This is a genomic window from Rhodococcus sp. OS5, assembly GCF_056837585.1.
In genome coordinates this window covers 57,190-72,023 of sequence record NZ_CM166368.1, presented here as the reverse complement: position 1 = coordinate 72,023, position 14,834 = coordinate 57,190, and the positions used below count along the sequence as shown (strand labels likewise).

Genomic DNA, 14,834 nt, shown 5'->3' with positions numbered 1-14,834 from the left:
ATCGTGCGAATTGCTTGCAGAAACAAAGCCGCACCCCACCGAATGCGGTGGGGTGCGGCTTTGTGAGAGCCTCTAGCGCTGCGGAGCCGCTGTCGGGTGGATCGGTGACGGAAGGGCCGTGACACCCTCGAGGTAGGTGTCCACAGCGGCTGCTGCGGAACGTCCCTCGGCGATGGCCCAGACGATCAGGGACTGGCCGCGGCCCATGTCGCCGGCCACGAACACGCCGTCGACGTTGGTGTTCCACTTCGACGTGCGGGCGACGTTGCCACGCTCGTTCAAGTCGACACCGAGATCGGTGAGCAGACCCGGCTTCTCGGGACCGACGAAGCCCATGGCCAGGAGCACGAGATCGGCTTCGAGCTCGAAGTCCGAGCCCTCGACCTTCTCGAAGCGACCCGACTTCATCTCGACCTCGTGAGCCTTGAGACCGGTGACCTTGCCGTTTTCACCGACGAAGTTCTCGGTGTTGACGGAGAACAGACGCTCGCCGCCCTCCTCGTGAGCCGAAGCCACGCGGAACATGAGCGGGTACGTCGGCCACGGAGTCTGCTCGGCGCGAGTCTCCGGCGGACGCGGCATGATCTCGAACTGGTGGACGCTGGCCGCACCCTGACGGTGCGAGGTGCCGAGGCAGTCCGCTCCGGTGTCGCCGCCGCCGATGATGACAACCTTCTTGCCCTCAGCGGTGATGGTGGGAGCGTCGAGGTCACCCAACTGCACGCGGTTGGCGATCGGCAGGAACTCCATCGCCTGGTGGATGCCGTCCAGTTCGCGGCCCGGGATCGGAAGATCGCGAGCTGCGGTGGCGCCGCCGGCCAGAACCACTGCGTCGAACTGCTCACGCAGCTCGTCCGCGGTGATGTCCACGCCGACATTGACGTTGGTCTTGAAGACGGTGCCTTCGGCTTCCATCTGCTCGAGACGGCGGTCGATGTGCCGCTTCTCCATCTTGAACTCGGGGATGCCGTAGCGCAGCAGGCCGCCGATGCGGTCTGCCCGCTCGAAGACCGTCACTGCGTGACCGGCGCGGGTCAGCTGCTGCGCTGCAGCCAGACCGGCCGGACCACTGCCGACAACCGCAACCTTCTTGTTGGTGGCGTGCGCGGCGCGAACCGGCTTGACCCACCCTTCGTCGAAGGCCTTGTCGATGATCTCGACCTCGACCTGCTTGATGGTGACCGGATCCTGGTTGATGCCCAGGACACAGGACGCCTCACAGGGTGCGGGGCACAGTCGACCGGTGAACTCCGGGAAGTTGTTGGTCGCGTGCAGACGCTCGATGGCGTCGTGCCAGTGGTCCTTGTAGACCAGGTCGTTCCACTCGGGAATCAAGTTTCCGAGAGGGCAACCGTTGTGGCAGAAAGGAATTCCGCAGTCCATGCAACGGCTGGCCTGGGTCTTGAGGGTTTCCTTCGGGAACTCCTCGTAGACCTCTTTCCAGTCGAGCAGGCGCAACGGCACCGGCCGGCGAACCGGAAGTTCGCGCGACGTGTGCTTCAGGAAGCCGCTTGGATCACCCACGAGCTGCCTCCATAACTGCCTCGTCCACGTTCTTGCCATCCTTCTCTGCGGCCGCGATGGCCAAAAGAACCTTCTTGTAGTCGCGGGGCATCACCTTTGCGAAGTGACCCACCTGCTGCGACCAGTCAGCGAGGATGCGCGTTGCAACCTCGGAGCCGGTTTCGTCGCGATGACGTTCGATGGCGCCCTTCAACCAGGTGAAGTCGTCGCCCGAAAGATCCTCGAGGTCCACCAGTTCGGTGTTGAGGTTCTTCTCGAATGCCTTGTCGGGGTTGTAGATGTACGCGACGCCACCGGACATGCCGGCGCCGAAGTTACGTCCGGTGGCTCCGAGGATGACCACCTTTCCACCCGTCATGTACTCGCAACCATGATCGCCCACACCCTCGACGACGGCAGTGGCGCCGGAGTTACGGACTGCGAAGCGTTCGCCGACGACACCGCGAAGCAGAGCCTCGCCGCTGGTGGCGCCGAACAGGATGACGTTGCCACCGATGATGTTGTCCTCGGCGACAAAGCCTTCCGCTGCATCGAGCGGCGGGCGTACGACGATGCGTCCACCCGAGAGGCCCTTGCCGACGAAGTCGTTGGCGTCGCCGTGCAGGCGCAGGGTCATACCGCTGGGCACGAAAGCACCGAAGCTGTTACCGGCGGAACCGGTGAACGTGATGTCGATGGTGCCCTCGGGCAAGCCCTCTCCACCGAACGCCTTGGTGACCTCGTGGCCGAGCATGGTGCCGACCGTGCGGTTGACGTTGGTGATCGCGGACTCGAAGGAGACCGCCTCACCCTTGTCGAGTGCGTTGCGGGCCGAGACGATCAACTGCTGATCGAGTGCCTTGTCCAGACCGTGATCCTGCGTGCCGGTGCAGTGGACGTCCTGGTCCATGAACGCGGACTCGACCTGGGTCAGGATCGGCGACAGATCGAGATTGCCTGCCTTGCTTCCCTTCCAGTGATCGAGAGCGCGCGTGGTGTCCAGCATGTCGACCTGGCCGACGGCTTCGAGCAGCGTGCGGAAACCGAGTTCCGCGAGAAGCTCGCGAACCTCTTCGGCGATGAACATGAAGAAGTTCTCGACGAATTCCGGCTTGCCACTGAAACGCTGACGCAGCAACGGGTTCTGCGTCGCGACACCGACGGGGCAGGTGTCGAGATGGCAGACGCGCATCATGATGCAGCCCGAGACAACCAGCGGTGCGGTGGCGAAACCGAACTCCTCGCCGCCGAGCAGGGCAGCGACGACGACGTCGCGACCCGTCTTGAGCTGGCCGTCGACCTGCACGACGATGCGGTCACGGAGACCGTTGAGCAGCAACGTCTGCTGGGTCTCGGCGAGGCCGAGTTCCCAGGGTGCGCCCGCGTGCTTGACGGAGGTCAGCGGGGTGGCACCGGTGCCACCGTCGTGACCGGAGATCAGAACGACGTCGGCATGTGCCTTGGAGACACCGGCCGCGACGGTTCCGACGCCGACCTCGGAGACCAGCTTCACGTGGATGCGGGCCTGCGGGTTGGCGTTCTTCAGGTCGTGGATCAGCTGAGCGAGATCCTCGATCGAGTAGATGTCGTGGTGCGGCGGCGGCGAAATCAGGCCGACGCCAGGCGTGGAGTGCCGAACCTCGGCCACCCACGGGTACACCTTGTGAGCCGGAAGCTGGCCGCCCTCACCGGGCTTGGCTCCCTGCGCCATCTTGATCTGGATGTCGGTGCAGTTGCTCAGGTAGTGCGAGGTGACACCGAAGCGTCCCGACGCGACCTGCTTGATGGCACTGCGACGCAGATCGCCGTTCTCGTCCGGCGTGAAGCGCGACGGATGTTCGCCGCCCTCACCGGAGTTGGAGCGGGCGCCCAGACGGTTCATCGCGATGGCGAGAGTCTCGTGAGCCTCGGCGGAGATGGAGCCGTAGCTCATCGCACCCGTCGAGAAACGCTTGACGATCTCGCTGGCCGGCTCGACCTCGTCGATCGAGATCGACGGCCGCTTGCCGATGTTGAAGTCGAACAGACCACGCAGAGCGGCAAGGCGCTCCGACTGGTCGTTGACCATGGTCGTGTACTCCTTGAACACCTCGTACTGACCTGTGCGAGTTGCGTGCTGGAGCTTGAAGACCGTGTCCGGGTTGAACAGGTGGTACTCGCCTTCACGACGCCACTGGTACTCGCCGCCAACCTCGAGCTCGCGGTGAGCGCGCTCTTCGGGGCGATCGAGGTATGCGACGGCGTGACGTGCCTGGACGTCGGCTGCGATCTGGTCGAGGCCGATGCCACCGAGCTGCGACTGCAGACCGGTGAAGTACTCGTCCGTCAGCTCCTGCGAGAGGCCGATGACCTGGAACAGCTGAGCACCGGTGTACGACGCGAGCGTCGAGATGCCCATCTTGGACATCACCTTCAGGACACCCTTGCCGGCGGCCTTGATGTAGTTCGCGATGCCCTTCTCGAGGGTCAGACCCTCGAGCTCGCCATTCTGCAGGAACTCGTCGATGGTCTCGAAAGCCATGTACGGGTTGACCGCTGCGGCACCGAAGCCGATGAGGAGCGCCATGTGGTGCACCTCGCGGGCGTCGCCGGCCTCGACGATGAGGCCGACCTTGGTGCGCGACTTCTCACGAACCAGGTGGTGGTGCACAGCCGAGGTGAGGAGCAGCGACGGGATCGGTGCGTAGTCCTCGGTGGACTCACGGTCCGAGAGCACGACGATGCGCGCGCCACCCTCGATTGCCTGCGAGACCTGGTACTTGATGCCCTCGAGCGCACGACGGATACCGTCGCCGCCTTCCTTGACGGGGTACAGGCCGCGGATCACGACGCTGCGGAAGCCCGGGAATTCGCCGTCGTCGTTGACGTGAACGAGCTTCGACAGGTCGTCGTTGTGCAGGATCGGCTGCGGGAGCGCAATCTGCTTGCAGGAGTCCGCATTCGGGTGCAGCAGGTCACCCTCGGGGCCGATGGTCGCGCCGAGGCTGGTGACGACCTCTTCACGGATCGCGTCGAGAGGCGGGTTGGTGACCTGAGCGAAGAGCTGCGAGAAGTAGTCGAACAGCATCCGGGGGCGTGACGAGAGCACGGCGATCGGAGTGTCGGTACCCATCGAGCCCAGTGCCTCGGCACCGGAGAGAGCCATCGGCTTGACCAGCAGGTTGACCTCTTCGTTGGTGAAACCGAAGAGCTGCTGACGCAGCACGACGCGCTCGTGCGACATGTACGTGTACGGACGGTCCGGCAGGTCGTCCATGTGGATCAGACCTTCGTCGATCCACTGCTGGTACGGGTGCTCGGCAGCCAGTTCGTTCTTCAGTTCCTCGTCGCTGATGACCCGGCCCTGCGCGGTGTCCACGAGGAACATGCGGCCGGGCTGGAGGCGGACCTTGCGGACCACGGTGGACGGATCGATCGGCAGGACGCCGACCTCCGACGCCATGACGACGAGGCCGTCTTCGGTGATCCACAGACGCGACGGACGCAGACCGTTGCGGTCCAGCACGGCGCCGATGACGGTGCCGTCGGTGAAGCACACCGACGCCGGTCCGTCCCAGGGCTCCATGAGAGCCGAGTGGTACTCGTAGAACGCCCGACGAGCGGGGTCCATGCTCTCGTGCTTCTCCCAGGCTTCCGGGATCATCATGAGAACTGCGTGCGGCAGGCTGCGGCCGGCGAGGTGCAGCATCTCGAGCACCTCGTCGAAACGAGCGGTGTCACTGGCGCCCTGGGTGCAAATCGGGAAGATCTTGTCCAGGTTCTCGCGGCCACCGAAGACGTCGCTGTCGATGAGGGACTCGCGAGCGCGCATCCAGTTCTCGTTACCGGTGACGGTGTTGATCTCACCGTTGTGAGCGACCCGGCGGAACGGGTGCGCCAGCGGCCACGACGGGAACGTGTTGGTGGAGAAGCGCGAGTGGACCAGGCCGAGTGCGCTCTCGACACGATCGTCCTGCAGATCGAGGTAGAAACCCTTGAGCTGCGGGGTGGTGAGCATGCCCTTGTAGACGAACGTCTGGCCGGACAGGCTGGGGAAGTACACGGTCTCGCTACCCGGGCCACCCTTGCCGGCGCCTTCGGAGCCGAGTTCGTGCTCGGTGCGCTTACGCACCACGTATGCACGACGCTCGAGATCCATGCCGGTGCACTTGTCACCCTCGGAGCCGATGAAGATCTGACGGAACGTCGGCATCGCGTCGCGCGCCAGTGCGCCCAGCGAGGAGTCGTCGGTTCCGACCTCGCGCCAACCGAGAACCTTCAGGCCCTCTTCGACGACGATCTTCTCGACTGCAGCAGCAGCCTCGTGTGCATCGGCGTCGCCCTGCGGGAGGAATGCGATACCGGTTGCGTACGCGCCTTCGGCGGGCAGCGCGAAGTCCACGACAGCTCGGAAGAACTTGTCGGGAACCTGCAGCAGAATGCCCGCACCGTCACCCGTGTTGGGTTCTGATCCGGCAGCGCCGCGATGCTCGAGGTTGACCAGAGCGGTGATCGCCTTTTCGACGATGTCCCTGCTGCGGCGACCATGCATGTCGACAACAAATGCGACTCCACAGGAGTCGTGCTCATTGGACGGGTGATAGAGGCCCTGGGGGCCTGGAAGTTGCTTCATACCCAGCCTTCGTATGCCATAAAGATGCACCGACGACCAGCAGCGCTGATGGCCATCAACTTGCAATGCAAGTCCTTCAAAGCACCGACACGACGATGTGTTCGGTACCACCGAAGTAGCCGCCCTGCGCAGACGCGATGGTGTGCGTTCTGGCACCCGGCGACGTGAGTCTTCGGTCGGTTGAAACTTTTGTGAGTCAACCGTGTAACGAAAACGATAATTCAGAACCCCGGCACGGGCGCAACTAAGGTAGCCCTATAATTGCTCTGAACTGCGGCGATGCAGGGAGCCAGAAGGCCCCTCGACAGATTTCGGAGCTGCGTCTGTGCAGAGAAGTTCCGATTCACAGGATACCGAATCCGCAGGAAACAGGCGCGATGGGCGATGAATGCAACAACTGGCCGCAGCGATAAGAATCAGCTGCGGCCAGTGCGCCTCGAACTGTAACAAAAGTTGATCGATCAACCAAGGTCTAGGCCTGAATTGTTTGCTCGCAGAATGCCATTGCTGTAATTTCCGTAGGCTCACACCTGAGAAGACGGGTGGCGAAGCGCAAATGACAACAGCAGTAGTGGTGGGCAGTGGCCCCAACGGTCTCGCGGCGGCGATCGAACTCGCCCGCGCAGGAATCGACGTCCATGTCATCGAGGGTGCGGACAAGATCGGCGGTGGCACCCGCAGTAGCGAATACATAGTCGACGGACTCGTCCACGACGATTGCTCCGCCTTCCATCCCACAGCTTTGGCGTCTCCCTACTTCAAGGAACTCGACCGCGAATTCGGGCTCGCCAAGCACGGCCTGACGTGGCTGTGGCCCGAGATCCAACTGGTCCATCCACTCGACGACGGCACCGCCGGGGTTCTGTGGCGCGACATCAACCGGACCGCTGAGGGACTGGGTGTCGACGGTAAGAGGTGGCTCGACGTCTTCGGATACCTCTCCGAGAACTTCGACGAGTTGGTGCAGGACGTCTTCAAGCCGATCGTGCACGTTCCGAAGCACCCGCTGATGCTCGCGCGTTTCGGGACGGGCGCTCTGCTTCCCGCGACGGGTTTCGCGCGGATGTTCAAGACGCCACAACCGCGGGCGCTCTTCGGTGGCGTCGCGGCGCACATGTTCGGGACGCTCACCCTTCCCCTGTCCAGCGCTGTCGGCTCGATGCTCACTGCTGGAGCCCATGCTCACGGTTGGCCTGTGGCACAAGGTGGTTCGGGGTCAATTGCAGCCGCGCTCGCCTCGATTCTGCGCAGCCTCGGTGGCACCATCGAAACCGGGAACTGGGTCACCAACTACTCCCAGATCGCCGACTACGACATCGTCATGCTCGACATCGCACCCGATGCGGCCGGGCGCCTGCTCGACGGCCGGCAGCCTGATCGCATTGCCCGGGCCTACCGCAAATTCCGCTACGGCACCGCCGCCTACAAGGTCGACTACGCCGTGCGCGGTGACTCCGACGGAAGCGTCGTGCCGTGGACGAATCCGCATGCCCGCAAGGCCGGCACCCTGCACCTGTCCGGGACGATTTCGCAAACTGCTGCTGTCGAACGTCAGACCGTTCGGGGTCAGATGCCGGACAAGCCCTTCATTCTGTTGGGCCAGCAGTTCTTGGCCGACCCTTCCCGTTCCGTCGGAGACATCCATCCCGTGTGGGCGTATGCGCATGTGCCGCATGGCTATCCGGGCGACGCGACCGATGTAGTCACGCGTCAGATCGAGCGGTTTGCGCCGGGGTTCCGGGACCGGATCGTGGGCGTCCACGTGCGCAATGTGCCGCAGATGCAGGCGTACAACCCCAACTATGTGGGCGGCGACATCTCCGCGGGGGCGAACACTGCGCGGCAGATCATCGCGCGCCCCCGGTTCGGGCTCGACCCCTATGCCACCGGGGTTCCGGGCGTGTACCTCTGCTCGTCCGCGACTCCGCCGGGCGGCGGGGTCCACGGGATGGGTGGGTTCAATGCGGCGCGGGCGGCGCTGAAAGCTCGGGGTTGAAGCGTCCCCGATGGGGACGACATTTCGGACAAACGACTTCTGAATGGTCACCTAACCCAGTCAGCCAACACGGACGAAACGAAGATGCCCGGCCCATGGCCGAAGCGAACCCACGAAAGGGCAACTAATGGCATGAGACGCAGGACATGCATTGCTAATCAGGCACCTCGCCGTTGGTGTCGAACCGCCTCGCTCCGACCTCAAGAGACTCCGAGAAAAGGGTGCGGACGCTGCGGATTCCCCTGCTGTCGAGCTCGCGCTGAGCTGCCTCGATCTGATCGAGTCCGGCGGCTGCCACCGGACCGGCGCCGACGACAACCCAGATAACCGACGTGGCTGCGGCTTGCTCGAGTGCAGTGCTGTAGTCAACTGCCGCATCGGCGCCGACGACATCGGTGCGCGCAACGAACGCGACGGTGGCCGGTGATCCGGTGAGAGCGATCATCACGACGGAATTGACGGGGACGAATCCGAGCAATGCCGGGATTGCGGCCAAAACGTCGGTGGCGGTCCTCAAACGGATGTTCTGCATGTCGTTCCCCTTGCTGTGACAGTGACCAGGCCTCGTGCCCCGCCAATTTTTTTCGCCTTCTGGCAAAGGAGAATCGCGTCGGCATGAGGGGGCCGGAGTGCCACCCCTGGGCCGAGAAAATTTTGGCGGGAGCGTGCGAGTGACAAAAATTTCTCGGAGCCATCGGCCGGCGCTTGCGCCGCCAGGGGTTGCGCGCAGGTCACCGCCGACGAGAATCGGAAGGCCAGAAGTGAAAACAAATCAATGCTTTTCACAGAACGGAGCGCAGCGGAGTTCATGTCGGGGGACACCGAAGGTGGCCGGCCGCCGGGCAGGCGTCACCTTTCCACCGGCCGCGTGCAGTCGCAGCACTCCCACTGCCCACCGACCCGGGTACAGGTGCGGCGTTGCTCGCACAACCAGCACCGTTGATTGCGTCGGGTCAACAACTGCGCTCCGGTCGCGGCGGGCCGTGGGGTTCGGTGGTCTCGGTGCACTCTCGCTCGGATACGGGCCTGATCATGTCGCCGAAGATGCGGCGGCACTGCGAGCAGATTTCTCCGTCCTCGGCCACGATATTCGGGCATCCCGCGAGAACGCATCCGGTGAACATCTGCGGATCCACCATCGTCTCTGCCCTCGGCGCGTTCACCATCGGAATCGGATTCCGTGCAGTGCGGCGGCGCGCTCGACTCGGCCGTAAACCCGATTCACCCGTGAGGGTGCGATCTGTCCGGCGTCCTAGGCGCGGCGGGTCGCGACGGCGAGCATGGGCGACAGCTTCGCGGGCGGTCACTTCGTGCGCGAGGGTGAGCCACCCGATTTCGGCTTGCATCCCTCCCAATCCGACAAACGGTACCGATGAACGGTCGAAGATTACGCCCCCGCTGTCAACGATGGCCAGGGTAAACTCCGTATGAGCAGGCGTGCCAGTACAAAGGCTGCGGCAATCGCGGAACCGGTGGAGATCCCCTCCCAAAGGCTGCTACTCATGGCGCCGACAACCACACCGGAGAGGCTTCCCGCTGACAGCGCAAACACGCCGTCGAAACGCGCCGGACGATTTTGATGCATGCCGTCAACTCTCACCTCAAAATAGAAATCCTCGCGACGGCGCGGATGAAGACCGTGATCGACAGTCGCTATGCCCCTGCTCATTTGGCGCCAGAGCGTCATCTACGCCGGGTTTTCGAATGCTAATTCGACGGCTGGAGTGGCTATTTTGCCTTCCTTTGGGCCTCGAATGCCGCACTAGCGCCGAGCTGGACATGGTGTTGCGTTATCCCCGTACTGATGTCTACCCATTCGGGAGCCGTCTAGTCACCGAAAGTTACTTCGGCTAAGCCGTTGCCCGCAATCGGAACTGTTGTGGACATCGAGCGACCCGCAGAATCGACGCCCACGGATGCGCTGACCGCCGCCAGCAGGTGTCGCTGTGATTTCGGTGGCGAGGGCATGGCTGATGCACGCCGCTAGCACCACGTTCCTGCGATAGCTCTCGCGAGCCACGCCGATTCGGGGCCCGTACTTCGCGGCGCGCCCAAAGCAGTTCGGTAGGCGAGATAGTAAGCGGGGTGGTTGGCGTATTCGCCAAAAGAAATCCGGCTCGTAATGTTCGTGCGTTATGGCGTGACGATCGGGAATGCAGGATCTGGTCGGTCGGTCAGGGCAACAATTCTGCTGATCGTCGTAGCGTCCCCGTCCATCGCGATACCGTCGCTACCAGAGCCGGACAGCAGACCGAGCAGCTGCGACTTCGTCAGTGTCACTACGAGATCAGCCGGATCGGACCGCCCCGTGGGGTAATGGATCAGTACGCCATTCGAAAGCTCCATTCGATACGACTGGTCGACGTCGGTGAAGTGCCAGCGGATCGTCGCTGTCGTGTCCCACGCCTTCGGACCGTTGATCCGGATGGCAACACTGTCGAAGACTTGGGTGATGGTGAGCGCGGACGCCATCCCGGCGGCGCTGACTTCAGCGGGGTGCGGCGGACCATCGACTTCGCTGGCCCCGACGAGATAGTTGTTTCGCCACGTTGCGCACTCGGAACCGTAACCAAGACGTGTCAACGCTTCGGCCAGAACCGCTTTCGCGCCGGCATGGCCCGGATCGGCGAACACCGCGTGGCTTGCCAGCTCAGCGGCAAAGCGTAAGTCCCCTTCATCGGCGAACTCGCGGGCCCGCGCGACGGCCGCCTCGATGCCTCCGATCGCGCGGACGTAGCGTGCACCGGCTCCTTCCGGCGGGTGCTGCCAGAGGTGCGCGGGGTTGCCGTCGTACCACCCGAGGTAGCGCTGGTAGATCGCTTTCACATTGTGGCTGACTGATCCGTAGTACCCATGGGTGTGCCACGCCGCGTCGAGGGCCGGCGGCATTTCGAAGTCTTCGGCGATCTCGCTGCCGACGAGACCTTGATTGAGCTGGCGCAACGTCTGATCGTGGAGGTAGGCGTAGAGATCACGCTGCTCGGTCAAGTATCCGATCAGATTGTCGGTGCCCCAGGTAGGCCAATGATGCGAGGCGAAGGCGACGTCTGAATCGTAGCCGAACATCTCGATTGCCTCGGCAAGGTAGCGCGACCAGTTACGGGCGTCGCGCACCTCCGCACCACGCAACGTCAGGAGGTTATGCAAATTGTGAGTTGCGTTCTCCGCCAGGCACAATGCACGGTGGTCGGGGAAAAAGAAGTTCATTTCCGAGGGAGCCTCGGTACCGGGAGTGACTTGGAAAATCATGCGCACGCCGTCGAATGTTTCTTCCTGGCCGGTGTGCGTGATGTCCAAGGTCGGTGCAAGGAGTCCGACGGTTCCAGTCGACGTACTGGGCCCCAGGCCCGCGCCCAGTGTTCCGTCCGCCCCTACCGGAAGCACGATGCCGGTGTGGAACATCCCGCGCCGCAACATCGCTCCGCCCGCATAGACGTTCTCGGAGACCGCGTGTTCGAGGAAATGTTCAGGAGCGATGATCGGCACCGTCGTGTCAGCATCGACAACGCCGAGCACCCCACCGAAGTGGTCTATGTGTGAATGGGTATAGATGACTGCGGTGACCGGGCGGTCGCCACGGTGCTCTCGATACAGTGCCAGACCGGCCGATGCGCATTCGGCGGAGACGAGCGGATCGATCACGATCACGCCGGTGTCGCCCTCCACGAGAGTCATGTTGGACAGGTCGTAACCGCGGATCTGGTAAATGCCGCCGGTGACCTCGAATAATCCGTGGATCGCAGTCAGCTGCGCTTGACGCCACAAGCTGGGGTTCACTGTGTCAGGACAATCTCCTGATGTCGCCTGGGCGAATCCTGCTGCGTCGTACACAATCCGACCGTCGCCGGCGCGAACCTGCGCGGGCTCGAGGGTTGCAACCAGTCCACGGCCGGCATTGTCGAAATCGGTGCGGTCGGCGAAATCAGCGGGCATCAGGACTCCTCAAGAGACGGTCGGCGGTTCCGAATCGAGAACACAAAACGTAGGCCGGAATTCAAGAACGCAGGTCGGAGTTCAAGATTGGCAATGTGCACGAATGAATCACAGGCCGACTCCATCCCTTACCTTCAGAATGCGAACTCTTCGCCCCATCGTCGCGACAACACCGCCAGCGGACATCACCCGAAGTGGATGAACCCGTACGCCACCGAGGGCTGGATCCTCAGTGCCCCATACAACGGCTGGGATCAGGTCAGACCGGCGCTAGGTTGGGGACCCGGCCTGGCCAAGTTGTGACCGGTTCCCATCGAACGCCACCCGTGCTGAGCACACAACACGAATGACCAACTACATGTCGGTTCCGACCCCTCGATCGAATCCGACTCATCGAACGTATTCGGCAAGCATCAGGCAAACTCGCAAATTGGACAGAAATCCACCAAACGAACGAAGGTGACCCCGCCCTCAGGGTGAGATCAGGGTCCGATTTCGATGTACAGAGGAAGGGCCCACCCCCGGCGAGTCGACAGCCGGAAGGCAGGCCGTGCGCGACTGAACTGACCACTCAGAATCGCCGCAGCAAAGAAATGATAGCCAATTCCGTCGTTACGCAAACCCCGCCTCAGTAGCTCGTGACCGCTGATCCATTGAGGTTCTGTCCTGGACGGAGAAGGATTTGGGTATGGATGCGGAAGAGGAGCAGCGACTGATTGCTCACGCGACTTCGCGCTTGAAAGTCCGATATCCGGGTTTGGCTTGTATCAGGTTTGGGATGGCACCGAGCGGATCGCGGTGGCGATTGTCGTAGCCCGATCGATTGCAACGTGACTGTTGTTTCCCGCTACAGGTTTCGGCACAGAGTACTGCGGGCGGTGTTCAGCACTTCGGCGATCTCGGTCATGGATACGCCGTCGCCCTTCATTTTGGTCGCCTGCCGTTTCTTCCCTGGGGTCAGCGAGGACGACGCAACATCGCGAGCCCACTCGCCGACGTTCGAGGACCCGCGGGTCGCACTCGCGCCATCGCCACCGCGATCCGTACCGGGATCGAACAGCACGTAAGAAGCGATGTCATCGAAGAGCATATCGCTGCGGCCGAGGCTGCGGGACGTCCGCTCTCACTCTGGTAGCGCCAACACTCGATACTGACGATTTACGTTCACCGTGGATGTATTTCATTGCAGTGCATCGACTTTCATATATAGAATGACATAATATAAGTTATCGGTGAACGATACGGCTGGGATTCTGTCGAGCTGCAACAGATCTGCCCCCGAACGGACCACTCGGCAGGGACGGTCAGCTGTGGCGGCTCGACAGTGCCGCAACCGTAACCCCGGCTCTGCACATCAGAGCCGGGGCAGTGAAACGCCATCTGCGTTGAGCACACAACTCAGATGACCCTCTTTCGATGCGCGGCCAGTTATCCGCCCCGCACCTTCCATTATAAACCGCACAATCGGTATGCATTGCCTGAATCCTTTCGGGTAATCAGGCAAAGCTGTACGCCGCCGACAAATGAAATAGTCTGTGCGCTAGTACTTTCGGATTATCGAACTCCGTACTAATGGTTGTTGGCCATTCGGCGATAGTCGGTCTGGCGACCGACCAATTCGTCGTGCACGATCTCTAGCCGGATCTGCTCACATCGGTTTCGTTTCGTGAGATTCTCGAGTCGATGCAGCTCCTCGACCAACTCTGTCTCCGTCATCGCCTTTCTGACATCCTTCATCCGTTGAGCGCCTCCCGAACTCGTTGTTTCGTATCGGCGTACCCCAGGTCGGTGATCCCGTAATCAAGTCAGGGAGTCGGGCACATTGGCTGCTGAACCGTAGGGCTGTTGAGGCGATTGCCCGTAAGGCTGATGCGGGTCTGGACCATACGAATTGGGTCCTGCGAAGGCAGCGTCATGATGACTTCCTTCGGCTCTGCGCACACCCATCACCTGGGGGCTCTCCCATAGGACTACCAGAGCAACGCCCCCATACGGGCAGCTTGCGAAAACCCGCTACCTCAACCACACGACGATCCCAACGAACAACTCACCACAGGAATCACTGCCTACCCTTCACGTGGCAGGTGCCCAGCCCTGCGCGTGGCACGGGGAAGCCTGTTTTCCGCACGCACTGAGCGGGTAGCTCACCCAGATGAGCACCGGACACGCACCAACCGGCGACGGAGCCCGGCCGCAACGCCCACGCCCCGAACCGCGTCCCGAGGCCACTGCACCGCCACGCGCCGATTCAGAATGGAACTATCGCGTCCGCCACGAGACACCCACCCAACGTCTCGACCGCAACTGGTCCCACATCCTCCAAGAGCTCCGGGTAGTCCAGACCGGCATGCAGATCCTCACCGGCTTCCTCCTGACATTGCCCTTCCAACAACGCTTCTCGGATCTACAAGCTTTCGAGAAGGACTTGTATCTGATCACGCTGGCAATGTCTACGGCAGCGACGATCGTGCTCGTATCACCTGTCGCCATGCACCGCCTACTCTTCAGGCGTCACGCCCTCCCCGTCCTCGTCGAGCAGGGTCAACGATTCGCCGTCACCGGCCTTCTCCTACTCGGCGGCGCACTGACTGGCGTTCTCACCCTGACTTTCGATGTAGTCGTCAACAAAAGCACAGGCCTGATCGCCGGCGGCTGCGCCGTACTTCTGGCAATCACATTGTGGTGCTGCTACCCACTTCTCTTCGCACACCAACTGCATCTCGGCCGCCCCGAGAAACAACCCGACGAACCACAGCACCCACGCAACCACCATTAGACCGCGGATGCTGA

Annotated in this window: 9 protein-coding genes; 2 read left to right on the top strand and 7 right to left on the bottom strand. The window is 62.5% G+C overall.

Translation table 11 applies throughout. The annotated features are described in order from the left end of the window. Nucleotides 1-72 precede the first annotated feature (72 nt). Both ACVZUB_RS00365 and gltB read right to left on the bottom strand, forming a co-directional pair. On the bottom strand, nucleotides 73-1,524 hold the full coding sequence (locus tag ACVZUB_RS00365; protein ID WP_003943594.1) for a glutamate synthase subunit beta: 1,452 nt from the start codon (nucleotides 1,522-1,524) through the stop codon (nucleotides 73-75). Next, the gene (gene gltB, locus ACVZUB_RS00360; protein ID WP_482628061.1) at nucleotides 1,517-6,115 is read right to left on the bottom strand and encodes a glutamate synthase large subunit; all 4,599 of its coding nucleotides are present in this window, start codon (nucleotides 6,113-6,115) and stop codon (nucleotides 1,517-1,519) included. Before gltB ends, ACVZUB_RS00365 begins: the two co-directional genes overlap by 8 nt. A gap of 556 nt (nucleotides 6,116-6,671) precedes the next feature. On the opposite strand from gltB, the gene ACVZUB_RS00355 reads away from it, so the two are divergent. Further along, the gene (locus tag ACVZUB_RS00355) at nucleotides 6,672-8,111 is read left to right on the top strand and encodes a phytoene desaturase family protein (protein WP_482628060.1); all 1,440 of its coding nucleotides are present in this window, start codon (nucleotides 6,672-6,674) and stop codon (nucleotides 8,109-8,111) included. A 154-nt stretch (nucleotides 8,112-8,265) separates the two neighbouring features. Here the strand turns inward: ACVZUB_RS00355 and ACVZUB_RS00350 are convergent, their stop codons facing one another. The 5 genes from ACVZUB_RS00350 to ACVZUB_RS00330 all read right to left on the bottom strand — a co-directional run bounded on the left by ACVZUB_RS00350 (nucleotide 8,266) and on the right by ACVZUB_RS00330 (nucleotide 13,781). Further along, entirely contained in the window at nucleotides 8,266-8,643 is a 378-nt protein-coding gene (locus ACVZUB_RS00350) for a DUF4192 family protein (protein ID WP_063315319.1), read from the bottom strand. A gap of 421 nt (nucleotides 8,644-9,064) precedes the next feature. Then, nucleotides 9,065-9,457 (bottom strand): hypothetical protein, encoded by a 393-nt coding sequence (locus ACVZUB_RS00345; protein WP_054781538.1) that lies wholly within the window; start codon nucleotides 9,455-9,457, stop codon nucleotides 9,065-9,067. A gap of 787 nt (nucleotides 9,458-10,244) precedes the next feature. Then, on the bottom strand, nucleotides 10,245-12,044 hold the full coding sequence (locus ACVZUB_RS00340; RefSeq protein ID WP_063315320.1) for an alkyl/aryl-sulfatase: 1,800 nt from the start codon (nucleotides 12,042-12,044) through the stop codon (nucleotides 10,245-10,247). An 847-nt stretch (nucleotides 12,045-12,891) separates the two neighbouring features. Then, a complete protein-coding gene (locus tag ACVZUB_RS00335; RefSeq protein WP_054781540.1) occupies nucleotides 12,892-13,134 on the bottom strand; it encodes a helix-turn-helix domain-containing protein in 243 nt (80 codons plus the stop codon). Between the two features lie 479 nt (nucleotides 13,135-13,613). Then, the gene (locus ACVZUB_RS00330) at nucleotides 13,614-13,781 is read right to left on the bottom strand and encodes a hypothetical protein (RefSeq protein WP_156888899.1); all 168 of its coding nucleotides are present in this window, start codon (nucleotides 13,779-13,781) and stop codon (nucleotides 13,614-13,616) included. A gap of 415 nt (nucleotides 13,782-14,196) precedes the next feature. Here ACVZUB_RS00330 and ACVZUB_RS00325 point away from each other — a divergent pair, with 415 nt between their 5' ends. After that, a complete protein-coding gene (locus ACVZUB_RS00325; RefSeq protein ID WP_223304630.1) occupies nucleotides 14,197-14,820 on the top strand; it encodes a DUF6328 family protein in 624 nt (207 codons plus the stop codon). Nucleotides 14,821-14,834 lie beyond the last annotated feature (14 nt).

Bases quoted from the DNA above. Each gene is read 5' to 3' on its own strand.
- ACVZUB_RS00325 (WP_223304630.1), top strand. From the start codon at position 14,197: ATGAGCACCGGACACGCACCAACCGGCGACGGAGCCCGGCCGCAACGC.
- ACVZUB_RS00330 (WP_156888899.1), bottom strand. From the start codon at position 13,781: ATGAAGGATGTCAGAAAGGCGATGACGGAGACAGAGTTGGTCGAGGAG.
- ACVZUB_RS00355 (WP_482628060.1), top strand. From the start codon at position 6,672: ATGACAACAGCAGTAGTGGTGGGCAGTGGCCCCAACGGTCTCGCGGCG.
- ACVZUB_RS00335 (WP_054781540.1), bottom strand. From the start codon at position 13,134: ATGCTCTTCGATGACATCGCTTCTTACGTGCTGTTCGATCCCGGTACG.
- gltB (WP_482628061.1), bottom strand. From the start codon at position 6,115: ATGAAGCAACTTCCAGGCCCCCAGGGCCTCTATCACCCGTCCAATGAG.
- ACVZUB_RS00345 (WP_054781538.1), bottom strand. From the start codon at position 9,457: ATGCAAGCCGAAATCGGGTGGCTCACCCTCGCGCACGAAGTGACCGCC.
- ACVZUB_RS00340 (WP_063315320.1), bottom strand. From the start codon at position 12,044: ATGCCCGCTGATTTCGCCGACCGCACCGATTTCGACAATGCCGGCCGT.
- ACVZUB_RS00350 (WP_063315319.1), bottom strand. From the start codon at position 8,643: ATGCAGAACATCCGTTTGAGGACCGCCACCGACGTTTTGGCCGCAATC.